The sequence below is a fragment of the Streptomyces sp. NBC_00019 genome, assembly GCF_045041015.1.
Classification (GTDB): domain Bacteria; phylum Actinomycetota; class Actinomycetes; order Streptomycetales; family Streptomycetaceae; genus Streptomyces.
Window position 1 is genome coordinate 7551623 of record NZ_CP108302.1, and the last position, 26038, is coordinate 7577660.

The following is a 26038-nucleotide window of genomic DNA, read 5'->3' on the forward strand; positions in this document are numbered from 1 at the left end:
TTTAGAGAAGTTCATCTAGCCTGATCAAACGGACCCGGCACTGCTTGAACCCCCGAGCAGGCAGTGCCGGGCTCCATCTTTGTCATGACTTTTCGAGCCCCCCGAGGGCAGACCACGCCTTGAGCAGCGAGTAGCGTGTTACCCATGGCTCCGACCTCCACTCCGCAGACCCCCTTCGGGCGGGTCCTCACCGCCATGGTCACGCCCTTCACGGCGGACGGCGCGCTCGACCTCGACGGCGCGCAGCGGCTCGCAACCCACCTGGTGGACGCAGGCAACGACGGCCTGATCATCAACGGCACCACTGGTGAGTCCCCCACCACCAGCGACGCGGAGAAAACGGACCTCGTACGAGCCGTGCTGGAAGCGGTCGGCGACCGCGCCCACGTCGTCGCCGGCGTCGGCACCAACGACACCCACCACAGCCTCGAACTCGCCCGTACGGCCGAGAGGACCGGTGCCCACGGCCTGCTGGTCGTCACGCCGTACTACAACAAGCCCCCGCAGGAGGGCCTGTACCGGCACTTCAAGGCCCTCGCCGACGCCACCGAGCTGCCGGTCATGCTTTACGACATTCCCGGCCGCAGCGGCGTCCCGATCAACACCGAGACGCTCGTCCGCCTGGCCGAGCACCCGCGCATCGTCGCCAACAAGGACGCCAAGGGCGACCTGGGTCGCGCCAGCTGGGCCATCGCCCGCTCCGGCCTCGCCTGGTACTCCGGCGACGACATGCTGAACCTGCCGCTGCTCTCCGTGGGCGCGGTCGGCTTCGTCTCGGTCGTCGGCCATCTGGTCACGCCCGAGCTCCGCGCGCTGGTGGAGGCGTACACCTCCGGTGACGTCCAGAAGGCGACCGAGATCCACCAGAAGCTGCTCCCGGTCTACACGGGCATGTTCCGCACCCAGGGCGTCATGACCACGAAGGCCGCGCTAGCCCTCCAGGGCCTGCCCGCCGGACCGCTGCGCGCTCCCATGGTGGAGCTCACGGCCGAAGAGATCGAGCAGCTCAAGATCGATCTTGCCGCCGGCGGGGTACAGCTCTGACAACAGACTTCGCGCGCCCCGGGCGCGCAGCAGACTCCACAACTGAATAAGCAGGCCACCGGTGGTGCCTGCACCCACAACGACAACTGCTACTAGCACGAACGTCATGCGCGCCACGTGCCCTACCGGTACGTGGCGCGTGTGGTGAGGAGAGTCTTTTGAGTCATCCGCATCCTGAACTCGGTTCGCCCCCGCCGCTCCCCGAAGGCGGCCTGCGGGTCACCCCGCTCGGCGGTCTCGGCGAGATCGGCCGAAACATGACGGTCTTCGAGTACGGCGGCCGCCTTCTGATCGTCGACTGCGGCGTCCTCTTCCCCGAGGAGGAGCAGCCCGGGATCGACCTGATCCTGCCGGACTTCACGTCCATCAGGGACCGCCTCGACGACATCGAGGGCATCGTGCTCACGCACGGCCACGAGGACCACATCGGTGCCGTCCCCTTCCTGCTCCGCGAGAAGCCGGACATCCCGCTGATCGGCTCCAAGCTGACCCTCGCTCTGATCGAGGCGAAGCTCCAGGAGCACCGCATCCGCCCGTACACCCTTGAGGTGGTGGAGGGGAACCGCGAGCGCATCGGCCCCTTCGACTGCGAGTTCGTCGCGGTCAACCACTCCATCCCGGACGCCCTGGCCGTGGCCATCCGCACCCCTGCGGGCATGGTGGTCCACACCGGCGACTTCAAGATGGACCAGCTCCCGCTGGACAACCGTCTGACGGACCTGCACGCGTTCGCACGCCTGAGCGAGGAAGGGATCGACCTCCTCCTCTCCGACTCGACGAACGCCGAGGTGCCGGGGTTCGTCCCGCCGGAGCGGGACATCTCCAACGTCCTGCACCAGGTCTTCGGGAACGCCCGCAAGCGGATCATCGTGGCGAGCTTCGCCAGCCACATCCACCGCATCCAGCAGATCCTGGACGCGGCCAACGAGTACGGCCGCAGGGTCGCCTTCGTCGGCCGCTCGATGGTCCGCAACATGGGCATCGCGAGGGACCTGGGCTATCTGAAGGTCCCCCCGGGCCTGGTGGTCGACGTCAAGACGCTCGACGACCTCCCCGACCGCGAGGTGGTCCTGGTCTGCACGGGCTCCCAGGGCGAACCGATGGCGGCCCTCTCCCGGATGGCCAACCGCGACCACCAGATCCGGATCGTCAACGGCGACACCGTGATCCTGGCGTCGTCCCTGATCCCCGGCAACGAGAACGCGGTCTACCGCGTGATCAACGGCCTGACCCGCTGGGGCGCCAACGTCGTCCACAAGGGGAACGCCAAGGTCCATGTCTCGGGCCATGCCTCGGCCGGCGAGCTGCTGTACTTCTACAACATCTGCCGCCCGAAGAACCTGATGCCGGTCCACGGCGAATGGCGGCACCTGCGCGCCAACGCCGAGCTCGGCGCCCTCACCGGCGTCCCGCACGACCGGATCGTCATCGCGGAGGACGGTGTCGTCGTCGACCTCATCGAGGGCAAGGCCAAGATCTCCGGCAAGGTCCAGGCGGGTTACGTGTACGTCGACGGCCTCTCGGTCGGTGACGTGGGCGAACCGGCCCTCAAGGACCGCAGGATCCTCGGCGACGAGGGCATCATCTCGGTCTTCGTGGTCCTCGACTCGTCGACCGGCAAGATCACGGGCGGACCGCACGTCCAGGCCCGTGGCTCGGGTATTGAGGACTCGGCGTTCGCCGACGTGATCCCGAGGATCACGGAGGTCCTCGAGCGCTCGGCCCAGGACGGTGTGGTCGAACCCCACCAGATGCAGCAGCTGGTGCGGCGGACCCTCGGCAAGTGGGTCTCCGACACCTATCGCCGCAGGCCGATGATCCTCCCGGTGGTGGTGGAGGTCTGACGGTCTGTCGGACATCCGTACGCGTGAACCTGGAGCGGGGCGCCTCGATTTGCATCGAGGCGCCCCGCTCCAGTACGTTTACGGCTCCGCCTGAACGGGAACCCGGTCGCTTCGTGCGCCGGAACCAGTCCCCGAAGCGGGTGGGAATTCCGACTCAGAATCTCTGATAAAGTCGGAACCGCCGGAAAGGGAAACGCGAAAGCGGAAACCTGGAAAGCACCGAGGAAATCGGAACCGGAAACGGTCTGATAGAGTCGGAAACGCAAGACCGAAGGGAAAAGCCCGGAGGAAAGCCCGAGAGGGTGAGTACAAAGGAAGCGTCCGTTCCTTGAGAACTCAACAGCGTGCCAAAAATCAACGCCAGATTAGTTGATACCCCGTCTCCGGCCGTCATGGTCGTAGATGAGGTTCCTTTGAAGAAATACACAGCGAGGACGCTGTGAACCATCGGCTTATTCCGCCGGTGGTTCCGCTCTCGTGATGTGTGCACCCGATTACGGGTAAACATTCACGGAGAGTTTGATCCTGGCTCAGGACGAACGCTGGCGGCGTGCTTAACACATGCAAGTCGAACGATGAACCACTTCGGTGGGGATTAGTGGCGAACGGGTGAGTAACACGTGGGCAATCTGCCCTTCACTCTGGGACAAGCCCTGGAAACGGGGTCTAATACCGGATACCACTACCGCAGGCATCTGTGGTGGTTGAAAGCTCCGGCGGTGAAGGATGAGCCCGCGGCCTATCAGCTTGTTGGTGAGGTAATGGCTCACCAAGGCGACGACGGGTAGCCGGCCTGAGAGGGCGACCGGCCACACTGGGACTGAGACACGGCCCAGACTCCTACGGGAGGCAGCAGTGGGGAATATTGCACAATGGGCGAAAGCCTGATGCAGCGACGCCGCGTGAGGGATGACGGCCTTCGGGTTGTAAACCTCTTTCAGCAGGGAAGAAGCGAAAGTGACGGTACCTGCAGAAGAAGCGCCGGCTAACTACGTGCCAGCAGCCGCGGTAATACGTAGGGCGCAAGCGTTGTCCGGAATTATTGGGCGTAAAGAGCTCGTAGGCGGCTTGTCACGTCGGGTGTGAAAGCCCGGGGCTTAACCCCGGGTCTGCATTCGATACGGGCTAGCTAGAGTGTGGTAGGGGAGATCGGAATTCCTGGTGTAGCGGTGAAATGCGCAGATATCAGGAGGAACACCGGTGGCGAAGGCGGATCTCTGGGCCATTACTGACGCTGAGGAGCGAAAGCGTGGGGAGCGAACAGGATTAGATACCCTGGTAGTCCACGCCGTAAACGGTGGGAACTAGGTGTTGGCGACATTCCACGTCGTCGGTGCCGCAGCTAACGCATTAAGTTCCCCGCCTGGGGAGTACGGCCGCAAGGCTAAAACTCAAAGGAATTGACGGGGGCCCGCACAAGCAGCGGAGCATGTGGCTTAATTCGACGCAACGCGAAGAACCTTACCAAGGCTTGACATACGCCGGAAAGCATCAGAGATGGTGCCCCCCTTGTGGTCGGTGTACAGGTGGTGCATGGCTGTCGTCAGCTCGTGTCGTGAGATGTTGGGTTAAGTCCCGCAACGAGCGCAACCCTTGTCCTGTGTTGCCAGCATGCCCTTCGGGGTGATGGGGACTCACAGGAGACCGCCGGGGTCAACTCGGAGGAAGGTGGGGACGACGTCAAGTCATCATGCCCCTTATGTCTTGGGCTGCACACGTGCTACAATGGCAGGTACAATGAGCTGCGATACCGTGAGGTGGAGCGAATCTCAAAAAGCCTGTCTCAGTTCGGATTGGGGTCTGCAACTCGACCCCATGAAGTCGGAGTTGCTAGTAATCGCAGATCAGCATTGCTGCGGTGAATACGTTCCCGGGCCTTGTACACACCGCCCGTCACGTCACGAAAGTCGGTAACACCCGAAGCCGGTGGCCCAACCCCTTGTGGGAGGGAGCTGTCGAAGGTGGGACTGGCGATTGGGACGAAGTCGTAACAAGGTAGCCGTACCGGAAGGTGCGGCTGGATCACCTCCTTTCTAAGGAGCACTTCTTACCGGGTTCGCTCGGTCAGAGGCCAGTACATCGGCGAATGTCTGATGCTGGTTGCTCATGGGTGGAACGTTGATTATTCGGCACTCTCAGTCATCTCGGGCTGCAAGTACTGCTCTTCGGAGCGTGGAAAGCTGATCACGAGTGGCGAGGGTGCCGGGCACGCTGTTGGGTGTCTGAGGGTATGGCCGTATCGGCTGCCTTCAGTGCCGGCCCCAGTGCACTCGAACCGGATGGTTCGGGGTGATGGGTGGCTGGTCGTTGTTTGAGAACTGCACAGTGGACGCGAGCATCTGTGGCCAAGTTTTTAAGGGCGCACGGTGGATGCCTTGGCACCAGGAACCGATGAAGGACGTGGGAGGCCACGATAGTCCCCGGGGAGCCGTCAACCAGGCTTTGATCCGGGGGTTTCCGAATGGGGAAACCCGGCAGTCGTCATGGGCTGTCACCCATACCTGAACACATAGGGTATGTGGAGGGAACGCGGGGAAGTGAAACATCTCAGTACCCGCAGGAAGAGAAAACAACCGTGATTCCGGGAGTAGTGGCGAGCGAAACCGGATGAGGCCAAACCGTATGCGTGTGAGACCCGGCAGGGGTTGCGCATTCGGGGTTGTGGGATCTCTCTTTCACAGTCTGCCGGCTGTGAGACGAGTCAGAAACCGTATGGATAGGCGAAGGACATGCGAAAGGTCCGGCGTAGAGGGTAAGACCCCCGTAGCTGAAATCTGTACGGCTCGTTTGAGAGACACCCAAGTAGCACGGGGCCCGAGAAATCCCGTGTGAATCTGGCGGGACCACCCGCTAAGCCTAAATATTCCCTGGTGACCGATAGCGGATAGTACCGTGAGGGAATGGTGAAAAGTACCGCGGGAGCGGAGTGAAATAGTACCTGAAACCGTGTGCCTACAAGCCGTGGGAGCGTCGCGCATTGAGTTTACTCAATGCGTCGTGACTGCGTGCCTTTTGAAGAATGAGCCTGCGAGTTTGCGGTGTGTTGCGAGGTTAACCCGTGTGGGGAAGCCGTAGCGAAAGCGAGTCCGAATAGGGCGGTATAGTAGCGCGCTCAAGACCCGAAGCGGAGTGATCTAGCCATGGGCAGGTTGAAGCGGAGGTAAGACTTCGTGGAGGACCGAACCCACCAGGGTTGAAAACCTGGGGGATGACCTGTGGTTAGGGGTGAAAGGCCAATCAAACTCCGTGATAGCTGGTTCTCCCCGAAATGCATTTAGGTGCAGCGTCGTGTGTTTCTTGCCGGAGGTAGAGCACTGGATAGGCGATGGGCCCTACCGGGTTACTGACCTTAGCCAAACTCCGAATGCCGGTAAGTGAGAGCACGGCAGTGAGACTGTGGGGGATAAGCTCCATGGTCGAGAGGGAAACAGCCCAGAGCATCGACTAAGGCCCCTAAGCGTACGCTAAGTGGGAAAGGATGTGGAGTCGCAGAGACAACCAGGAGGTTGGCTTAGAAGCAGCCACCCTTGAAAGAGTGCGTAATAGCTCACTGGTCTAGTGATTCCGCGCCGACAATGTAGCGGGGCTCAAGCGTACCGCCGAAGTCGTGTCATTCCAGCATGAGGGCCAACGCCCGCTGGGATGGGTAGGGGAGCGTCGTGTGCCGGGTGAAGCCGCGCCGGAAGGCAGTGGTGGACGGTTCACGAGTGAGAATGCAGGCATGAGTAGCGATACACACGTGAGAAACGTGTGCGCCGATTGACTAAGGGTTCCTGGGTCAAGCTGATCTGCCCAGGGTAAGTCGGGACCTAAGGCGAGGCCGACAGGCGTAGTCGATGGATAACCGGTTGATATTCCGGTACCCGCTGTGAAGCGTCAAACATCGAACCCATTAATGCTAAGGCCGTGAAGCCGTTCCGGACCCTTCGGGGAAAGGAAAGTGGTGGAGCCGCCGAACCAAGGTGGTAGTAGGTGAGTGATGGGGTGACGCAGGAAGGTAGTCCAGCCCGGGCGGTGGTTGTCCCGGGGTAAGGGTGTAGGCCGAGTGGTAGGCAAATCCGCCACTCACCAGGGCTGAGACCTGATGCCGAGCCGATTGTGGTGAAGTGGATGATCCTATGCTGTCGAGAAAAGCCTCTAGCGAGTTTCATGGCGGCCCGTACCCTAAACCGACTCAGGTGGTCAGGTAGAGAATACCGAGGCGTTCGGGTGAACTATGGTTAAGGAACTCGGCAAAATGCCCCCGTAACTTCGGGAGAAGGGGGGCCATCACTGGTGATCCGATTTACTCGGTGAGCTGGGGGTGGCCGCAGAGACCAGCGAGAAGCGACTGTTTACTAAAAACACAGGTCCGTGCGAAGCCGTAAGGCGATGTATACGGACTGACGCCTGCCCGGTGCTGGAACGTTAAGGGGACCGGTTAGTCCGACTTCGGTCGGGCGAAGCTGAGAACTTAAGCGCCAGTAAACGGCGGTGGTAACTATAACCATCCTAAGGTAGCGAAATTCCTTGTCGGGTAAGTTCCGACCTGCACGAATGGCGTAACGACTTCTCGACTGTCTCAACCATAGGCCCGGTGAAATTGCACTACGAGTAAAGATGCTCGTTTCGCGCAGCAGGACGGAAAGACCCCGGGACCTTTACTACAGTTTGATATTGGTGTTCGGTTCGGCTTGTGTAGGATAGCTGGGAGACTGTGAACTCTGGACGCCAGTTCAGGGGGAGTCGTCGTTGAAATACCAGTCTGGTCGTGCTGGATGTCTAACCTGGGTCCGTGATCCGGATCAGGGACAGTGTCTGATGGGTAGTTTAACTGGGGCGGTTGCCTCCTAAAGAGTAACGGAGGCGCCCAAAGGTTCCCTCAGCCTGGTTGGCAATCAGGTGTTGAGTGTAAGTGCACAAGGGAGCTTGACTGTGAGACCGACGGGTCGAGCAGGGACGAAAGTCGGGACTAGTGATCCGGCGGTGGCTTGTGGAAGCGCCGTCGCTCAACGGATAAAAGGTACCCCGGGGATAACAGGCTGATCTTCCCCAAGAGTCCATATCGACGGGATGGTTTGGCACCTCGATGTCGGCTCGTCGCATCCTGGGGCTGGAGTCGGTCCCAAGGGTTGGGCTGTTCGCCCATTAAAGCGGTACGCGAGCTGGGTTTAGAACGTCGTGAGACAGTTCGGTCCCTATCCGCTGCGCGCGCAGGAATATTGAGAAGGGCTGTCCCTAGTACGAGAGGACCGGGACGGACGAACCTCTGGTGTGCCAGTTGTTCTGCCAAGGGCATGGCTGGTTGGCTACGTTCGGGAGGGATAACCGCTGAAAGCATCTAAGCGGGAAGCCTGCTTCGAGATGAGTATTCCCACCCCCTTGAGGGGTTAAGGCTCCCAGTAGACGACTGGGTTGATAGGCCGGATCTGGAAGCACGGTAACGTGCGGAGGTGACCGGTACTAATAGGCCGAGGGCTTGTCCTCAGTTGCTCGCGTCCACTGTGTTGGTTCTGAAACCACGAACAGCCCCATACCCGTAAACCGGGTGTGGTGCGGCATAGTTCGACAGTTTCATAGTGTTTCGGTGGTCATAGCGTGAGGGAAACGCCCGGTTACATTCCGAACCCGGAAGCTAAGCCTTACAGCGCCGATGGTACTGCAGGGGGGACCCTGTGGGAGAGTAGGACACCGCCGAACAATCATTCAAAGGGTTGGATCCTGAACTTCGGTTCGGGGTCCAACCCTTTTTTGTTCTGCGTCACTTGAAGTTCACGTTCCACAACCACCATCCGAAGCATGGGTACTGCTGCAATGCTCAGGGCCGCCGGCGTCGGAGTCGGTGACGAGGTCGTGGTGCCGGCCTTTGGGAATGTGGAGGTCGCCGAGGCTGTCGTTCTGGCCGGTGCGCTTCCGGTGTTCGCCGACATAGATCCGGTGAGCTACTGCCTCAATGCGTCCGCTGTCGAGGCGGCCGTGACCGCGCGGACCGCGGCCGTGGTCGTCGTACATCGATTTGGGCGGCGGGCCGGCATCGCGGCCCTGCACGCTCTGGGACGGCGTCATGGGCTGCTCGTGCTGGAGCAGGGCGAGTCCGAGGCGCCGTACGACGAAGTCGCTCAGCGCAGGGAGCGGGCGGCTTACCTCGATGGGAAGTTGAAGGGTGTGGGTAAGCCCGACGGTGGTGACGGGCACACCTATCAGCAGTACGTCGTGCGGGTGCCCGGGAACGGGCGGCCCGATCGCGATGCCTTCGCCCGTGCCTTGCGGGGCAAGGGTGTTGAGTGCCGGGTGCCGGTGAAGACGCCTGTGCACCGGTTGCCCGAGTTCCGGCGTTGTGTGTCGCTGCGGGAGACCGAGTTGGCGGCGGACGAGACATTGGCGCTGCCGGTGGACGCGTCCCTGACCAAGCGGGACATGCAGCGGGTCGTGGGTGCGTGCAACGCGCTCGGAGGGCTGCTTCAGGCCGCCTTCTGAGCGGGCTTCGTACCTCGTGGGCGTGGTTGGGATCACCGGTCTGTTCGGGGTATGATCTATCCCGTTGCCGCGAGGGAAACCTCGAAGCGACAGGCCCCCTTAGCTCAGTCGGCAGAGCGTCTCCATGGTAAGGAGAAGGTCAACGGTTCGATTCCGTTAGGGGGCTCCAACTGAAAGGCCCCGCCCAATTGGGCGGGGCCTTCTTCGTACCCTTCTCAGTCCTTGTGGAGGCCCGGGACCCGCATGGCCAGGATTGCCATGTCGTCGGACGGGGCGTCCGACGCGAAGCGTTCCACGGCGCGCATGATGCGGGCGGCGACCGCGCCGGCGGTCAGCCCCGTGCAGGTCGTGAGGACGTCGGTGAGGCCGTCGTCGCCCAACATGCGGGCGCCCTCGCGGCGTTCGGTGACGCCGTCGGTGACGCACAGCAGGACGTCGCCCGGGTCCAGGGTGACCGTCTGCTCGTACAGCTCCAGGTCCTCGATCACGCCCAGGAGCGGCTGCGGCTCGGCGGCCGGTTCGACGGTGCCGTCCTGGCGGAGGCGGAGCGGGAGGGGGTGGCCGGCGCAGACCACCTTCAGTTCGGCGCTGCCGTCCTCCTGGGGGCGCATCTCGCCGTAGAGGAGCGTCAGGAAGCGGCTGCGGGCTCCCTCGTCGAGGATCGCGGAGTTGAGGCGCTCCAGGACGGCCGGGCCGCTGAGGCCCTCCCTGGCCAGCAACCGCAAGGCGTGGCGGGCCAGGCCCGTCACCGCTGCCGCGTTCGGGCCCGTACCGCAGACGTCGCCGATGGCGAAGCCGTAGGCGCCGTCGCTGATGGGGAAGACGTCGTAGAAGTCGCCGCCGACCTCGTTGCCCTCGCCGGCCGCGCGGTAGATGACCTCGACCTCGACGCCGTCGATCTCGGGCAGCTCGGGCGGCAGGAGGCTGCGCTGGAGGGACTGGCTGATGGCCGTGCGCTCGGAGTACAGGCGGGCGTTGTCCAACGCCAGCGCGGCCCTTCGGCTCAAGTCCTCGGCCAGTTCCAGGATTTCCTGGCGGAAGTGCTCGTCGGTCGGCTTGCCCAGGGTGAGCATGCCGATGACGCGGTTGCGGGCCACCAGGGGGAGGACGACCGTCTCGCCGCCCACCGCCGATGCGGTGGCGAGGGTCGGGCCGATGCCCGCGCTGAGGCGGCCGATGGGTTCGCCCAGGCCCAGGCTGCGCATGGAGGTGCGCAGGGCCGCCTGGTGGGCCGCCTCGGCGGGGGCGGACCAGACGCGGGCGCCCGGGGTGGGTACCGGGTCGGGTGGGGAGATCTTCGACAGCAACGACTTGATGCCGTCGATGAGTTCCTCGTCCTCGTGCAGGACGTACGACAGGTAGGGCTCCGAGGCCTGGTCGGCGATCGTATAGACCGCGCACCAGGTCGCCAGGGTCGGGACGGTCATCTGGGCCATCAGGGCCAGGGTCTGATCGCGGTCCAGGGTGCCGGCCAGGAGGTCGGAGGCCTCGACGAGGAAGCTGAGCGACCCTCGGCGCAGGCGTTCCAGTTCGCCGAGGCGGGCCGACTCGACGGCCAACGCGATGCGGTCCGCGGCGAATTGGAGGCGCAGTGCTTCTTCGTTCGAGTATCTGCCGGGGCCTTCGGCCGCGACGCCGAGGGAGCCCGTGAGGCGGCCCTCGACCTTCAGGGGGACCGTGACGACCGAGCGCATGCCGGTGCCGCTCAGGAGCGGGACGGCGCCAGGGACCGCCGTGAGGTCCTCGTGGACGGCCGGCATGCGGGCCGAGCCGTAGCGGCCGGGGCCCGCCTCGACGGGGACGCGGGCGAAGCGCTGGCGGGCGGAGGGCAGGCCGGTGGAGGCGCGGACCTCCAACTCCGTTTCGTCGTCGGTGGCCAGGAGCAGGAAGGCGGAGTCGGCGTCGAGCATGTCGCGGGCGCGTTCCACCGTGCGCTGGAGGAGGCCGTCGAGGTCGTCCGGGGCCGGGGAGCCGATGAACACCTCGAAGGGGTCGGTGCTCTGGCCGTCGGAGGAGGTTGAGGTGTCGGAGGCCGGGATGCGCAACGGGGTCTGGAGGACCGCGCGTTCGTTGTCGCGGACCAGGAGGCAGACCGTGGAGGGCTCGCCGTCCGTGTCGCGGACGCGGAGGTGGGAGGCGTACACGGGGGTGACGCGGCCGTTGGCGCCCCTTATGCCGTAACTGCCTTCCCAGCGGGAGAGTTGGAGCGCCTCCGCGATGCCCGTACTGGTGCCCGGGGTGTGGGGCCAGGCCGCGAGGTCGGTCAGGGGTTTGCCGATGACCTGCTCGGCCGGGTAGCCGAAGAGTTCCTCGGCGTCCTCGTTCCAGGCGGAGATGGCCGCCGTACGGTCGATCTGGACGACGGCGACGCGGACGCGGCCGTCGGCGAGGGGGAGGAGGTCCGCGGGGAGCGAGGGGCCGGCGGCGCGGGTGCCCACCGCCCGTTCGGGGAGGGCGATCTGGAACCAGACCTGTTTGTGTGTGGGCGTGTACTCGACGCCCCACCGGCCGGCCAGGGCCGCGCACAGCTGGAGGCCGCGGCCGCCCTCGCGGTCGGGGCTGCCCATGGTGGCGAGGGAGCCCTGGAGGGGGACCTCGCGCTCGGGGTAGCGGTCGCCGACCTCGATGCGTACGCCGTCGTCGCTGCGCAGACACAGCACGTCGGCCGTGGTGCCCGCGTGCACCACGGCATTGGTCACCAGTTCGCTGGTGAGGACCACCGCGTCATCGACGATGTCCGAGAAGCCCCAGCCCTGGAGTGTGTCGCGGACGAAGGAGCGGGCGCTCGCGACCGAGCGTCCGACGGGCTCGAAGCTGGCGGCCGCGCGCGCGGTGATCACAGAACTCCTCGACCGGTTGTCGACGTGCAGGGCTGCGCTGACGACCGGCTCGTGCCGCTGGTGCGGCAGGCCGTCCGTCGGCCGGCGGTCCGGGGGATGTCCCCCAGGGATCAGTCCGGTGGTCATGTTGTGCGGCCGCCCCTCCGATGCCCGCTCGTTCTCGTGCCACCGCCCAAGGCCGGACGGACCGGCGCGGCTGGACAGCCGCATGCAAGGTTACTTACCTTCCCCGTCCATGCGGATGCCGGTCACCAGTGTTTCCGTCCGGAGGGTGTGCGGACGATGTGCGAAGCTGCCGAACTGTTATGGCCTGGTTCAGCCAGGGTGAAACACTGGGCAAGCTTCTTGTGAAGGTCCGGGCAGGCTGAGTGTGGTCCGCGCAGTGTGGGCAGCAGCCCGGGGTGCGGCCTGGTCTATCCGGCAGAAAAGCGCAGCATTAACTGGTACGTCGAACAGTAGTACCGGAGCACAGCAGTAACGGTCGACCCCTGCGGGAGGGACACAGTGGAGTCTGGCGCAGCGACGCGGGGCACTAAGACGCGCGCGAAAGGCGGACAGTCCCTGAACAACCAGCGCAAACCGCGCGGTGGGACCACCGCGGTGGACACGGCTGCCCTGAATCGACTGCTGGCGGCTCTCGTGTCGATGCGTGACGGGAACTTCCGGAAGCGGCTCACGGTGTCCGGCGACGGCGTGTTGTCCGAGATCGCCGCTGTTTACAACGAGGTGGCCGACCGGAATCTTCATCTGACGGGTGAGTTGTCGCGGGTGCGGCGGATGGTGGGCCGTGAGGGCAAACTCACGGAACGGCTGGAAATCGGCGCCTGTGAGGGGTCGTGGCTGACGGCCATCGACGCTTCCAACGCCCTGGTCGACGATCTCGTACGGCCTGTCTCGGAAGTCGGCCGGGTGCTTTCCGCGGTCGCGGAGGGTGATCTGTCGCCGCGTATGGAGCTGCGGACGCAGGCGGCGGACGGGTCCGGGCATCCGCTGCGGGGTGAGTTCCTCAAGGTCGGGCGGACCGTCAACAACCTGGTCGACCAGCTGTCGACGTTCACCGACGAGGTCACGCGCGTGGCCAGCGAGGTGGGCACCGAGGGCAAGCTGGGCGGACAGGCCAAGGTGCGCGGTATGTCCGGATCGTGGAAGGACCTGACGGATTCCGTCAACACGATGGCGTACCGGCTGACGGCGCAGGTGCGGGACATCGCGCTCGTCACCACGGCCGTCGCGAAGGGTGACTTGTCCCGGAAAGTCACGGTTCACGTGGCCGGCGAGATGCTCGAACTGAAGAACACCGTCAACACGATGGTGGATCAGTTGTCGTCCTTCTCCTCCGAGGTGACCCGCGTCGCGCGCGAGGTGGGCGTCGAGGGTGAGCTGGGCGGGCAGGCGCAGGTGCCCGGTGTGGCGGGTGTGTGGAAGGACCTCACCGATTCGGTGAACCTGATGGCCGGCAATCTGACGGCCCAGGTGCGCGGGATCGCGCAGGTGACGACCGCGGTCGCCAGCGGTGACCTGTCGCAGAAGGTCACCGTCTCGGCACGCGGTGAGGTCGCGCAGCTCGCCGACACGATCAACCAGATGACCGAGACGCTGCGGATCTTCGCGGACGAGGTCACACGCGTGGCCAACGAGGTCGGTGCCGAGGGCCAGCTCGGCGGGCAGGCGAACGTGCCGGGTGCGGCGGGAACGTGGAAGGACCTCACCGATTCGGTGAACACGGTCTTCCGAAACCTGACCATCCAGGTGCGGGACATCGCCGCCGTGACGACGGCCGTGGCCAACGGTGATCTGTCGCAGAAGGTCACCGTCGACGTGGCCGGCGAGATGCTGGAGCTGAAGAACACCGTCAACGGGATGGTGGACCAGCTGTCCGCGTTCGGTGCCGAGGTCACGCGCGTGGCGCGCGAGGTCGGTGTCGAGGGTGAGCTGGGCGGTCAGGCGCAGGTGCCCGGGGCCGCCGGTACGTGGAAGGACCTCACCGACTCCGTCAACACGGCGTTCCGGAATCTCACCGGACAGGTGAGGAACATCGCCCAGGTGACGACGGCCGTGGCCAACGGCGACCTGTCGCAGAAGGTCACCGTGGACGTCTCCGGCGAGATGCTCCAGCTGAAGAACACCGTGAACACGATGGTGGACCAGCTGTCCGCCTTCGCCGATCAGGTGACGCGGATGGCCCGGGACGTGGGCACCGAGGGCCGCCTCGGCGGTCAGGCCGTGGTGCCGGGGGTCTCGGGGACGTGGAAGGAGCTCACGGACTCCGTCAACTTCATGGGTGGCAACCTCACCTCGCAGGTGCGGCAGATCGCCCAGGTGACGACGGCGGTGGCGCGGGGCGACCTGTCCCAGAAGATCGACGTGGACGCGCGCGGCGAGATCCTCGAGCTGAAGAACACCATCAACACGATGGTCGACCAGCTCTCCGCCTTCGCCGACCAGGTGACCCGGGTCGCCCGTGAGGTGGGTACCGAGGGACGGCTGGGCGGGCAGGCGCAGGTGCCCGGCGTCGCCGGTGTGTGGCGGGACCTGACCGACTCCGTGAACGGCATGGCGTCCAACCTGACCGGCCAGGTGCGCAACATCGCGCAGGTCGCCACCGCGGTGGCCCGGGGTGACCTGTCCCAGAAGATCACCGTGGACGCGCGCGGCGAGATCCTCGAGCTGAAGAACACCCTGAACACGATGGTCGACCAACTGTCGTCCTTCGCCGAGGAGGTCACGCGTGTGGCCCGCGAGGTGGGCACCGAGGGCATCCTCGGCGGTCAGGCCGAGGTGCAGGGGGTCTCCGGCACCTGGAAGGACCTCACGCAGTCCGTGAACTTCATGGCGAACAACCTGACGATCCAAGTGCGCAACATCGCCGAGGTCACGACCGCGGTCGCCAAGGGCGATCTGTCGAAGAAGATCACCGTCGACGCGAAGGGCGAGATCCTCGAACTCGTCAGCACCGTCAACACGATGGTGGACCAGCTGTCGTCCTTCGCCGAGCAGGTGACCCGAGTGGCCCGTGAGGTGGGCACCGAGGGCATCCTGGGCGGCCAGGCCCATGTGCCCGGTGTCGTGGGCATCTGGAAGGACCTCAGCGACAACGTGAACCTGATGGCCAACAACCTGACCATGCAGGTGCGGAACATCTCCCAGGTCGCGTCGGCCGTCGCCAACGGCGATCTGACCCGGACGGTGACGATCGAGGCGCGCGGCGAGGTCGCGCAGCTCGCCGACACTTTCAACACCATGGTGAAGACGCTGAGTTCGTTCGCCGACCAGGTCACCAAGGTGGCCCGTGAGGTGGGCACGGACGGAATCCTCGGCGGGCAGGCGCGCGTGCCGGGTGTGGCCGGTACGTGGAAGGACCTCACCGAGTCGGTGAACCAGATGGCGTCCAACCTGACCGGTCAGGTGCGGAACATCGCCATGGTGACGACCGCCATCGCCAAGGGCGACCTGACGAAGAAGATCGACATCGACGCCCGGGGCGAGATCCTCGAGCTGAAGACCACCATCAACACCATGGTCGACCAGCTGTCCTCCTTCGCCGAGGAGGTCACCCGGGTCGCCCGGGAGGTGGGCACCGAAGGACAGCTCGGCGGCCAGGCACGCGTGCGTGACGTCGACGGCACCTGGCGCGACCTCACCGAGTCCGTGAACGAGATGGCCGGGAACCTGACCCGGCAGGTGCGTGCCATCGCGCGCGTGGCGACCGCGGTGACCCGTGGCGACCTGAACCTGAAGATCGACGTGGACGCGTCCGGGGAGATCCAGGAACTCCAGGACTACATCAACAAGATGATCGCCAACCTGCGCGACACCACGATCGCCAACAAGGAGCAGGACTGGCTCAAGGGCAACCTGGCCCGTATCTCCGCGCTGATGCAGGGCCGCCGCGACCTCGCGGACGTGGCCTCGCTGATCATGAGCGAGCTGACGCCGGTGGTGTCCGCGCAGCACGGCGCGTTCTTCCTGGCGATGCCGCTCGTCGACGGCAAGGACGCGAGCGCCGACCAGGAGGAGTCGTACGAACTGCGCATGCTCGGGTCCTACGGCTACTCCATGGGATCGATGCCGACGTCCTTCAGGCCGGGTGAGGCACTCATCGGGACGGCCGCGCAGGAGCGGCGCACGATCCTCGTGGAGAACGCGCCGAGTGGCTATCTGAAGATCTCCTCGGGGCTCGGGGAGGCGCCGCCGGCGCAGGTGATCGTGTTGCCGGTGCTCTTCGAGAGCCAGGTGCTCGGCGTCATCGAACTGGCGTCCTTCACGCCGTTCACGCAGATCCAGAAGGATTTCCTGAACCAGATCGCCGAGATGATCGCGACCAGCGTCAACACCATCTCCGTCAACACCAAGACGGAGGTGCTGCTGCGGCAGTCGCAGGAGCTGACCGAGCAACTGCGTGAGCGGTCGGCGGAGTTGGAGAACCGGCAGAAGGCCCTCCAGTCGTCCAACGCCGAACTGGAGGAGAAGGCCGAGCTGCTGGCCCAGCAGAACCGCGACATCGAGGTGAAGAACACCGAGATCGAGGAGGCGCGGCAGGTCCTGGAGGAGCGCGCCGAGCAACTCGCGGTGTCGATGCGCTACAAGAGCGAGTTCCTCGCCAACATGTCGCACGAGCTTCGGACGCCGCTCAACTCGCTGCTGATCCTGGCCAAGTTGCTCGCCGACAACGCGGACGCCAACCTCTCGCCGAAGCAGGTCGAGTTCGCCGAGACGATCCATGGCGCCGGCTCCGACCTGCTCCAGCTGATCAACGACATCCTCGACCTGTCGAAGGTCGAGGCCGGCAAGATGGACGTCTCGCCGACGCGCATCGCGCTCGTCCAGCTCGTGGACTACGTGGAGGCCACCTTCCGCCCGCTGACCGCGGAGAAGGGCCTCGACCTGTCCGTACGGGTCTCGCCGGAGCTGCCCGCCACGCTGCACACCGACGAACAGCGGCTGTTGCAGGTGCTGCGCAATCTGCTGTCCAACGCGGTGAAGTTCACCGACTCCGGGGCGGTGGAGCTGGTCATCCGGCCCGCCGGCGCGGATGTGCCGATGCAGATCCGTGAGCAGTTGCTGGAGACCGGTTCGCTGCGGGATCCGGACGCCGATCTGATCGCGTTCTCCGTGACCGACACCGGGATCGGGATCGCCGCGAGCAAGATGCGGGTGATCTTCGAGGCGTTCAAGCAGGCCGACGGCACGACGAGCCGGAAGTACGGCGGTACGGGTCTTGGGCTCTCCATCTCGCGGGAGATCGCCCAGCTGCTCGGTGGCGAGATCCACGCGCAGAGCGAGCCGGGACGCGGCTCGACGTTCACGCTGTATTTGCCGCTGCACCCGAGCGAACTGCCCCCGCAGGGCTATCAGCAGTCCGCGGCGGTCCTGGAGGTCGGTGACCTCGGCGCTTCCGAGAACGGCCGCACCGAGGTCGAGATCGGGACGCCGGCCGAGGTGAAGTCGTACCAGGAGACCCAGAACGGCGCCGCGGCGCTCTTCAGGCGCCGCCGCAGGACCCTGCCGGAGGCCGAGCAGCGGCCCCAGCTGGACCAGTGGGCGGCGACGACGGCGCAGAGCCCGGCGCCGGAGGTGCGGCGCGGTATCCGGTTCGGCGGTGAGAAGGTGCTGATCGTCGACGACGACATCCGCAACGTCTTCGCGCTCACCAGCGTCCTGGAACAGCACGGGCTGTCGGTGCTGTACGCCGAGAACGGCCGCGAGGGCATCGAGGTCCTGGAGCAGCACGACGACGTCACGGTCGTGCTGATGGACATCATGATGCCCGAGATGGACGGGTACGCGACGACGACGGCGATCCGCAGGATGCCGCAGTTCGCGGGCCTGCCGATCATCGCGCTGACCGCGAAGGCGATGAAGGGCGACCGGGAGAAGGCGATCGAGTCGGGCGCCTCCGACTACGTCACCAAGCCGGTCGATCCCGATCATCTGCTGTCGGTGATGGAGCAGTGGATGCGGGGCGCGTGACCGCAGCGGATGCAGGACGCGTGACGGGATCGGTCGGGCTTCGCGTGGATGCTGCGAGAACCTTCTGTGTTCACGCGGAGTTGCTGACTCAGTGTGCTCGAAGCCGTGTAGAAGTACGGGATTCGGGGAACCTTCTGGTCTCCCGCTACGTTTCTGCTACGTGCACAGTGACATCACGGTGACAGGGTGTGGCGACGGGCGGGGTGCGGCTACCATGACCGGCACAAGGACGGGCGGCGCAAGGGAGTCGTCCCCCGGGGCGGCACCTGCCGGTGTCACCACGAGTCCTGAGGACAGGGGAGGCCCCAAGCCGGGGCGAGGAGGGCGGGCCATGGTGCAGAAGGCCAAGATCCTCCTGGTCGATGACCGGCCGGAGAATCTGCTGGCGCTGGAGGCCATCCTCTCCGCGCTCGATCAGACGCTGGTGCGGGCATCGTCCGGGGAGGAAGCGCTCAAGGCGCTGCTCACCGACGACTTCGCGGTGATCCTGCTGGACGTGCAGATGCCGGGCATGGACGGCTTCGAGACGGCGGCGCACATCAAGCGGCGCGAGCGCACCCGGGACATCCCGATCATCTTCCTCACCGCGATCAACCACGGTCCGCATCACACCTTCCGGGGGTATGCGGCGGGCGCGGTCGACTACATCTCCAAGCCCTTCGACCCGTGGGTGCTGCGCGCGAAGGTCTCCGTCTTCGTCGAGCTGTACATGAAGAACTGCCAGCTGAGGGAGCAGGCGGCGCTGCTGCGGCTCCAGTTGGAGGGCGGTGCCGCCGGCAAGGCTCCGGCCGGTGAGGCGAAGGAGCCGGCGGGACTGCTGGCCGAGCTCTCGGCGCGGCTCGCCGCGGTCGAGGAGCAGGCCGAGGCCCTGTCCAAGCAGCTGGACGACGAGTCGGCGGACGCGGCGGCCGTGGCCACCGCGGCTCATCTGGAACGCAAACTCACCGGCCTGCGGCGGGCGCTGGACGCCCTGGAGCCGGGAACGGGCAGCACACAGTCGGTGCCCTCGCAGAACTGACCCCCATGCGCGGCTCAGTTGCGGGTGAGCGCGTGTCAGTTCCGCGCCCCCGCAAGGGCGACACGAACGGGTGAAGCACCGGGCACACGTGTCCGTTGTCGTCTCCCCCGGTAACCTCACACCTATGGCCTCACGTCCCCCCGCTGCCAAGAAGCAGCCCGCGAAGAAGGCGGCGGCTCCGGCGAAGAAGGCCGCTGCGAAGAAGGCTCCGGCGAAGAAGGCGCCCGCCAGGAAAGCCGTCGCGAAGAAGGCCGCGCCGGCCCCGAAGCCGGCGCCGAATCCGACCGGCGGCATCTACAAGCTCGTGCGCGCCGTCTGGCTGGGCCTCGCGCACGCCGTGGGCGCCGTGTTCCGCGGCATAGGGAATGGCGCGAAGAACCTCGACCCGGCGCACCGCAAGGACGGTGTCGCGCTGCTGCTGCTCGGCCTCGCGCTGATCGTCGCGGCCGGCACCTGGTCGAATCTGCGCGGTCCCGTCGGCGACCTGGTCGAGATCATCGTCACCGGCGCCTTCGGCCGCCTCGACCTGCTCGTGCCGATACTGCTCGCGGTCATCGCCGCCCGGTTCATCCGGCACCCCGAGCAGCCCGAGGCCAACGGCCGCATCGTGATCGGCCTGTCCGCGCTCGTCATCGGTGTGCTCGGCCAGGTCCACATCGCGTGCGGCGCACCCGCCCGCAGCGACGGCATGCAGGCCATAAGGGATGCGGGCGGCCTCATCGGCTGGGGCGCGGCGACCCCGCTGACCTACACCATGGGCGCGGTCCTCGCCGTACCGCTGCTCGTGCTGCTCACGGTCTTCGGGCTGCTGGTCGTCACGGCCACCCCGGTCAACGCCGTCCCGCGGCGACTACGGGAGCTCGGCGTGCGGCTCGGCGTCATGCACGATCCGGCCGAGGACGAGTTCGGCGAGGACGACGAGCGGTACGACGACCAGTGGCGCGAGGCGCTGCCCGCGCGCACCCGCAGGCGAGGGTCGGCCCCCGAGGCGTACGACCCCGACAGCGCCGAGCAGGAGGCCCTCTCGCGGCGTCGCGGCCGCCCCCGGCGCTCCGCGGTGCCGCAGCCCGACATGGACCGCCCGATGGACGCCGTGGACGTCGCCGCGGCGGCGGCCGCCGCGCTCGACGGTGCCGTCCTGCACGGCATGCCGCCGTCGCCGATCGTCGCCGACCTCACCCAGGGTGTGAGCGTCGGGGACCGCGAGGACACGACGTCGACGCCGGTGCCGACCCCCGTGCCGGCCCCGGCCGCGCGCCCCCGGCAGGAGAAGCTGAAGGTCGAGGTCGCGGACCTCACCAAGCCCGCGCCCGAGGCCCAGGGTGAACTGCCGCCGCGCGCCGAGCAGCTCCAGCTGTCCGGTGACATCACCTACTCCCTGCCCTCGCTCGACCTCCTGGAGCGCGGCGGCCCCGGCAAGGCGCGCAGCGCGGCCAACGACGCCGTCGTCGCCTCGCTGACGAACGTCTTCATGGAGTTCAAGGTCGACGCGGCCGTCACCGGCTTCACGCGCGGGCCGACGGTCACGCGGTACGAGGTCGAGCTCGGCCCCGCCGTGAAGGTCGAGCGGATCACCGCGCTGGCGAAGAACATCGCGTACGCCGTCGCCAGCCCGGACGTCCGGATCATCAGCCCGATCCCGGGCAAGTCCGCGGTCGGCATCGAGATCCCGAACACCGACCGCGAGATGGTCAACCTCGGCGACGTGCTGAGGCTGGCAGCGGCGGCCGAGGACGAGCATCCGATGCTGGTGGCGCTCGGCAAGGACGTCGAGGGCGGCTATGTGATGGCCAACCTCGCGAAGATGCCGCATGTGCTCGTTGCCGGAGCGACCGGTTCCGGTAAGTCGTCGTGCATTAACTGCTTGATCACTTCCATCATGGTCCGCGCGACCCCCGAGGACGTGCGGATGGTCCTCGTCGACCCCAAGCGCGTCGAGCTGACGGCGTACGAGGGCATTCCGCACCTGATCACGCCGATCATCACCAACCCCAAGCGGGCCGCCGAGGCGCTCCAGTGGGTCGTACGGGAAATGGATCTGCGCTACGACGACCTGGCGGCGTTCGGGTACCGGCACATCGACGACTTCAACGAGGCCATCCGCGCGGGCAAGCTCAAGACGCCGGAAGGCAGCGAGCGGGAGCTGAAGACCTACCCGTATCTGCTGGTGATCGTCGATGAGCTCGCCGACCTGATGATGGTCGCGCCAAGGGACGTCGAGGACTCGATCGTGCGCATCACGCAGCTCGCGCGCGCGGCCGGTATCCACCTGGTGCTCGCCACGCAGCGGCCGTCGGTGGACGTCGTCACCGGCCTGATCAAGGCGAACGTGCCCTCCAGGCTCGCCTTCGCCACCTCCTCGCTCGCGGACTCGCGGGTCATCCTCGACCAGCCCGGCGCCGAGAAGCTGATCGGCAAGGGTGACGGGCTGTACCTGCCGATGGGCCAGAACAAGCCCACCCGTATGCAGGGCGCCTTCGTGACCGAGGACGAGGTCGCGGCGGTCGTCCAGCACTGCAAGGACCAGATGGCGCCCGTCTTCCGGGACGACGTCGTCGTGGGGACGAAGCAGAAGAAGGAGATCGACGAGGAGATCGGCGACGACCTGGACCTGCTGTGCCAGGCGGCCGAGCTGGTGGTCTCCACGCAGTTCGGGTCGACCTCCATGCTCCAGCGCAAGCTGCGGGTCGGGTTCGCCAAGGCGGGTCGCCTGATGGACCTGATGGAGTCCCGGGGGATCGTCGGACCGAGCGAGGGATCCAAGGCTCGTGACGTTCTTGTGAAGGCTGATGAGCTGGACGGAGTGCTCGCGGTGATCCGCGGGGAGGCTTAAAGGCAGGAAACGGGGCGCAGTGGTCGCCGGGCCCACGGATGAGCCGCCGATGGGTGTTCGATCGTGACTCACCCGTAAGGGATCATTGAGCAACCGTTTCCCTTCGGCGTACGTCAAGTTGAGGGAAGCGAAAAGGTGCTGCCCCACCATCGGTGTGTCCCGCCATACCGATGGCGTACAAAGTCCCACCGCCCGGTTGCCCCACCCTTTCGCACCCCCCCTAGACTGAATCCTCAGCACAGGTGGCTTAAACGCTCGAAAGGCGCCCCCGTGTCCATCGGCAACTCCCCTGAAGACGAGCGTCCGTTCGAAGACGACCGCGAGGAAGCCCGTATCTCCATCGGCCGTGCCCTCCAGCAGGCACGTATCGCGGCCGGGCTGACCGTCGACGACGTCAGCAGCGCCACCCGGGTCCGCATCGCCATCGTGCATGCCATCGAGGCGGACGACTTCGCCCCCTGTGGCGGGGACGTCTACGCCCGTGGGCACATCCGGACCCTGGCCAAGGCCGTCCATCTCGATCCGGCCCCCTTGCTGGACCAGTTCGCCGCCGACCATGGCGGCGGGCGTCCGGCGCCGACCCCGGCTGCCCCGCTGTTCGAGGCGGAACGCATCCGTCCCGAGCGGCGTGGACCCAACTGGACCGCGGCCATGGTCGCCGCGATCGTCGCCGTGGTCGGCTTCGTCGGGTTCACCGCGTTCAAGGGGGACGACGAGGGCGGGAAGGCGCAGGTCGCCGAGGGCGCCGCGCCCTCGGCCGGCAAGTCCTCCTCGCCCACGCCCAAGAGCGAGAAGCCCGAGTCGCCGAAGCCGGACCCGTCCGACAGTGCCATCGCGGCCGCGCCCCTGGACAAGGTGACCGTCCAGGTCGGCGCCCCCGACGGCAGGAGCTGGATCTCCGCCAAGGACCACAACGGCCGGCTGTTGTTCGACGGAGTGCTCGAGCAGGGCGAGAGCAAGACCTTCCAGGACAACGAGAAGATCAACCTCGTCCTCGGCGACGCCGGGGCGATCCAGCTGTATGTGAACGGCAAGAAGATCGACGACGACTGGCAGCCGGGAGCCGTGGAGCGGCTCACGTACACGAAGGGCGACCCGACGGTCGGTTAGGACCCGGGTGAGCGTTCCGGCAGGCATGGAAGGGGTTGGCGCCAAGATCGCCAACCCCTTCGACGTGGGGTGTCAGTGGAACGAAGTAGTCTTGAGCCCATGCCTGAACGCCGTACCGTCGCACTCGTCACTCTTGGCTGCGCCCGTAACGAGGTGGACTCGGAGGAGCTCGCAGGCCGCTTGGAGGCGGACGGCTGGGAACTCGTCGAGGACGCCGAGGACGCGGACGTCGCCGTCGTCAACACCTGTGGCTTCGTCGACGCCGCCAAGAAGGACTCCGTCGACGCCCTCCTGGAGGCCAACGATCTCAAGGGGCACGGCAGAACCCAGGCCGTCGTGGCGGTGGGCTGCATGGCCGAGCGGTACGGAAAGGACCTCGCCGAGGCCCTCCCCGAGGCGGACGGTGTGCTCGGCTTCGACGACTACGCCGACATCTCGGACCGCCTGCAGACCATCCTGAGCGGCGGCATCCACGCCGCCCACACCCCGCGCGACCGGCGCAAGCTGCTGCCGATCAGCCCTTCGCAGCGGCAGGAATCGGCGGCAGCGGTCGCGCTGCCCGGGCACGGGGCGACCGTCGAGGTCGCCGAGGCCGCGCCCGCGGACCTTCCGGAAGGGCTCGCTCCGGCCTCCGGCCCTCGGGCACCCATGCGCCGCCGACTGGACGGCGCCCCGGTCGCCTCGGTGAAGCTCGCCTCCGGCTGCGACCGGCGCTGCACCTTCTGCGCCATCCCGTCCTTCCGCGGCTCCTTCATCTCGCGCCGCCCCTCCGACGTGCTGAACGAGACGCGGTGGCTGGCCGAGCAGGGCGTCAAGGAGATCATGCTGGTCTCCGAGAACAACACCTCGTACGGCAAGGACCTGGGCGACATCCGTCTGCTGGAGTCCCTGCTGCCCGAGCTCGCCGAGGTCGACGGCCTGGAGCGGGTGCGCGTCAGCTACCTCCAGCCGGCCGAGATGCGGCCCGGGCTCATCGACGTGCTCACCTCCACGCCCAAGGTCATGCCCTACTTCGACCTCTCCTTCCAGCACTCCGCCCCCGGCGTGCTGCGCGCGATGCGCCGCTTCGGCGACACCGACCGCTTCCTGGAGCTGCTCGACACCATCCGCGGCAAGGCGCCGCAGGCCGGTGTGCGCTCCAACTTCATCGTGGGCTTCCCGGGCGAGACCGAGGACGACCTGGCGGAGCTGGAGCGCTTCCTGAACGGCGCGCGGCTGGACGCCATCGGCGTCTTCGGCTACTCCGACGAGGAGGGCACGGAAGCGGCGACGTACGACAACAAACTCGACGAGGACGTCGTCGCCGAGCGCCTCGCGCGGGTCTCCCGGCTGGCCGAGGAACTCGTCTCGCAGCGGGCAGAAGAGCGCGTGGGCGAGACCGTGCACGTGCTGGTGGAGTCCGTGGACGACGAGGGCGTCCACGGACGCGGCGAGCACCAGGCACCCGAGACGGACGGCCAGGTGCTGCTCACGAGCGGCGAAGGTCTGAGCGTCGGTCGTATGGTCGAGGCGAAGGTGGTCGGTACCGAGGGTGTCGATCTGGTGGCCGAGCCGCTGGCCGGCTCGCTCGCGTGTAGTGAGGAGGCGGGCAGATGACCGGAGCACCGGCATCCGCTGCGGGTGGCCCCTCCCAGGCGGGTGCGTCCGGCACGGCGGGTGCGTCCGGCACCGACACCGGTGCCAAGTCCGCGCGGAGCGGGAAGATCGCGGCGGCGGCCGTCAACCAGGCCAGTCTCTGGAACATCGCCAACCTTCTGACCATGCTTCGGCTGCTGCTGGTGCCGGGCTTCGTCGCGCTGATGTTGGCCGACGGCGGGTACGACCCGGCCTGGCGGTCGTTCGCCTGGGCGGCCTTCGCCGTCGCGATGATCACCGATCTCTTCGACGGTCATCTGGCGCGCACCTACAACCTCGTCACCGACTTCGGGAAGATCGCCGACCCCATCGCCGACAAGGCGATCATGGGGGCGGCGCTCATCTGTCTCTCCTCCCTCGGCGATCTGCCGTGGTGGGTGACCGGCGTCATCCTCGGGCGGGAACTCGGGATCACGCTGCTGCGTTTTGTGGTCATCCGGTACGGCGTCATCCCGGCGAGCCGCGGCGGCAAGCTGAAGACGCTCACGCAGGGCATCGCGGTCGGTATGTACATCCTGGCGCTGACGGGGTGGCTGGCCACCGCGCGGTTCTGGGTGATGGCTGTGGCGGTCGCGCTGACCGTTGCGACCGGCCTCGACTATGTGAGACAGGCCATTGTGCTGCGCCGGCAGGGAATCGCCGAGCGCGAGGCGGCGTTGGAGGAGACGGAAGCGTGAATTCCCCGGCCACCGAAGTGGTGCGACTACTCACGGTGAGGGCGGAGACGCTCGCGGTCGCCGAGTCGCTCACCGGTGGATTGGTTGCGGCGGAAATCACAGCGGCCCCCGGGGCGTCCAAGGCGTTCCGGGGTTCGGTGACTGCCTACGCCACCGAGCTGAAGCATGAACTGCTCGGCGTCGACGCCACCCTGCTGGCTGAGCGTGGAGCGGTGGATCCGCAGGTCGCGGCCCAGATGGCGGCCGGAGTGCGCAAGGCGCTCGGTGCCGCCTGGGGTATCGCGACCACGGGTGTCGCGGGCCCGGAGGAACAGGACGGAAAGCCCGTCGGAACGGTCTATGTGGCGGTCGACGGACCCACCTCGGAACTCTCCGGTGGCGGGAAAGTGGCGTCGCTGCGGTTGAACGGCGACCGGGCGGAAATTCGTATGGAGAGTGTACGGAGCGTACTCGCACTGCTCCTTCAGGAGCTTGCGGGCGAACAGACCGGGAATGAGCGGGCACAGGATACGGAACGGAACGGGGGGTTTTGATGTTTGCAGCCCTGAGTGAACACGACATCGCTCCCCGCACGGCCGCGGCGCAAGGCGGTACGGTGGGGCGTGAAGGAT

General features: G+C 66.3%; 11 protein-coding genes, 1 tRNA gene and 3 rRNA genes. 14 read left to right on the plus strand and 1 reads right to left on the minus strand.

Annotated features, from left to right (window positions below; all coding sequences use genetic code 11):
• The first annotated feature begins 144 nt into the window (after window positions 1–144).
• The 7 genes from dapA to OHU89_RS35715 all read left to right on the plus strand — a co-directional run bounded on the left by dapA (window position 145) and on the right by OHU89_RS35715 (window position 9513).
• A complete protein-coding gene (dapA, locus tag OHU89_RS35685) occupies window positions 145–1044 on the plus strand; it encodes a 4-hydroxy-tetrahydrodipicolinate synthase (protein WP_405649097.1) in 900 nt (299 codons plus the stop codon).
• 158 nt (window positions 1045–1202) lie between these two features.
• Window positions 1203–2888 carry a ribonuclease J gene (locus OHU89_RS35690; protein WP_365413991.1) on the plus strand — a complete coding sequence of 562 codons (1686 nt, stop codon included), beginning with the start codon at window positions 1203–1205 and terminating at the stop codon, window positions 2886–2888.
• Window positions 2889–3395: 507 nt separating this feature from the next.
• Window positions 3396–4921 (plus strand): 16S ribosomal RNA (locus tag OHU89_RS35695).
• Between the two features lie 310 nt (window positions 4922–5231).
• Window positions 5232–8354: ribosomal RNA gene (locus OHU89_RS35700) — 23S ribosomal RNA — on the plus strand.
• A 96-nt stretch (window positions 8355–8450) separates the two neighbouring features.
• Window positions 8451–8567 (plus strand): 5S ribosomal RNA (gene rrf / locus OHU89_RS35705).
• The 16S, 23S and 5S rRNA genes sit together here, the layout of an rRNA operon.
• Before the next feature lie 114 nt (window positions 8568–8681).
• A complete protein-coding gene (locus OHU89_RS35710; RefSeq protein WP_405654795.1) occupies window positions 8682–9344 on the plus strand; it encodes a DegT/DnrJ/EryC1/StrS family aminotransferase in 663 nt (220 codons plus the stop codon).
• Window positions 9345–9437: 93 nt separating this feature from the next.
• Window positions 9438–9513: transfer RNA gene (locus tag OHU89_RS35715), tRNA-Thr, on the plus strand.
• 46 nt (window positions 9514–9559) lie between these two features.
• Here the strand turns inward: OHU89_RS35715 and OHU89_RS35720 are convergent.
• Window positions 9560–12310, minus strand: a complete 2751-nt coding sequence (locus OHU89_RS35720) for a SpoIIE family protein phosphatase (RefSeq protein WP_266887289.1) — start codon at window positions 12308–12310, stop codon at window positions 9560–9562.
• Window positions 12311–12688: 378 nt separating this feature from the next.
• Here OHU89_RS35720 and OHU89_RS35725 point away from each other — a divergent pair, with 378 nt between their 5' ends.
• From OHU89_RS35725 to OHU89_RS35755, 7 genes are all read left to right on the plus strand, one after another.
• Window positions 12689–18154 carry a HAMP domain-containing protein gene (locus OHU89_RS35725; RefSeq protein ID WP_405649098.1) on the plus strand — a complete coding sequence of 1822 codons (5466 nt, stop codon included), beginning with the start codon at window positions 12689–12691 and terminating at the stop codon, window positions 18152–18154.
• 331 nt (window positions 18155–18485) lie between these two features.
• The gene (locus OHU89_RS35730; protein WP_266821383.1) at window positions 18486–19172 is read left to right on the plus strand and encodes a two-component system response regulator; all 687 of its coding nucleotides are present in this window, start codon (window positions 18486–18488) and stop codon (window positions 19170–19172) included.
• 124 nt (window positions 19173–19296) lie between these two features.
• Window positions 19297–22005 (plus strand): DNA translocase FtsK, encoded by a 2709-nt coding sequence (locus OHU89_RS35735; protein ID WP_405649099.1) that lies wholly within the window; start codon window positions 19297–19299, stop codon window positions 22003–22005.
• Between the two features lie 270 nt (window positions 22006–22275).
• Complete coding sequence (locus OHU89_RS35740) at window positions 22276–23115, plus strand: helix-turn-helix domain-containing protein (RefSeq protein ID WP_405649100.1); 840 nt, start codon at window positions 22276–22278, stop codon at window positions 23113–23115.
• A 99-nt stretch (window positions 23116–23214) separates the two neighbouring features.
• Window positions 23215–24711 carry a 30S ribosomal protein S12 methylthiotransferase RimO gene (rimO, locus tag OHU89_RS35745; RefSeq protein ID WP_405649101.1) on the plus strand — a complete coding sequence of 499 codons (1497 nt, stop codon included), beginning with the start codon at window positions 23215–23217 and terminating at the stop codon, window positions 24709–24711.
• Window positions 24708–25427: a CDP-diacylglycerol--glycerol-3-phosphate 3-phosphatidyltransferase gene (gene pgsA, locus OHU89_RS35750; protein ID WP_266887278.1), complete on the plus strand. Its 720-nt coding sequence runs from the start codon at window positions 24708–24710 to the stop codon at window positions 25425–25427. The genes rimO and pgsA overlap by 4 nt, the downstream gene beginning before the upstream one ends.
• Window positions 25424–25960, plus strand: a complete 537-nt coding sequence (locus OHU89_RS35755; RefSeq protein WP_361483214.1) for a CinA family protein — start codon at window positions 25424–25426, stop codon at window positions 25958–25960. The genes pgsA and OHU89_RS35755 overlap by 4 nt, the downstream gene beginning before the upstream one ends.
• Window positions 25961–26038 lie beyond the last annotated feature (78 nt).

Coding starts and splice junctions, on each gene's coding strand:
- OHU89_RS35735 (WP_405649099.1), top strand. CDS start 19,297: ATGGCCTCACGTCCCCCCGCTGCCAAGAAGCAGCCCGCGAAGAAGGCG.
- OHU89_RS35710 (WP_405654795.1), top strand. CDS start 8,682: ATGCTCAGGGCCGCCGGCGTCGGAGTCGGTGACGAGGTCGTGGTGCCG.
- OHU89_RS35730 (WP_266821383.1), top strand. CDS start 18,486: ATGGTGCAGAAGGCCAAGATCCTCCTGGTCGATGACCGGCCGGAGAAT.
- dapA (WP_405649097.1), top strand. CDS start 145: ATGGCTCCGACCTCCACTCCGCAGACCCCCTTCGGGCGGGTCCTCACC.
- OHU89_RS35720 (WP_266887289.1), bottom strand. CDS start 12,310: ATGACCACCGGACTGATCCCTGGGGGACATCCCCCGGACCGCCGGCCG.
- pgsA (WP_266887278.1), top strand. CDS start 24,708: ATGACCGGAGCACCGGCATCCGCTGCGGGTGGCCCCTCCCAGGCGGGT.
- rimO (WP_405649101.1), top strand. CDS start 23,215: ATGCCTGAACGCCGTACCGTCGCACTCGTCACTCTTGGCTGCGCCCGT.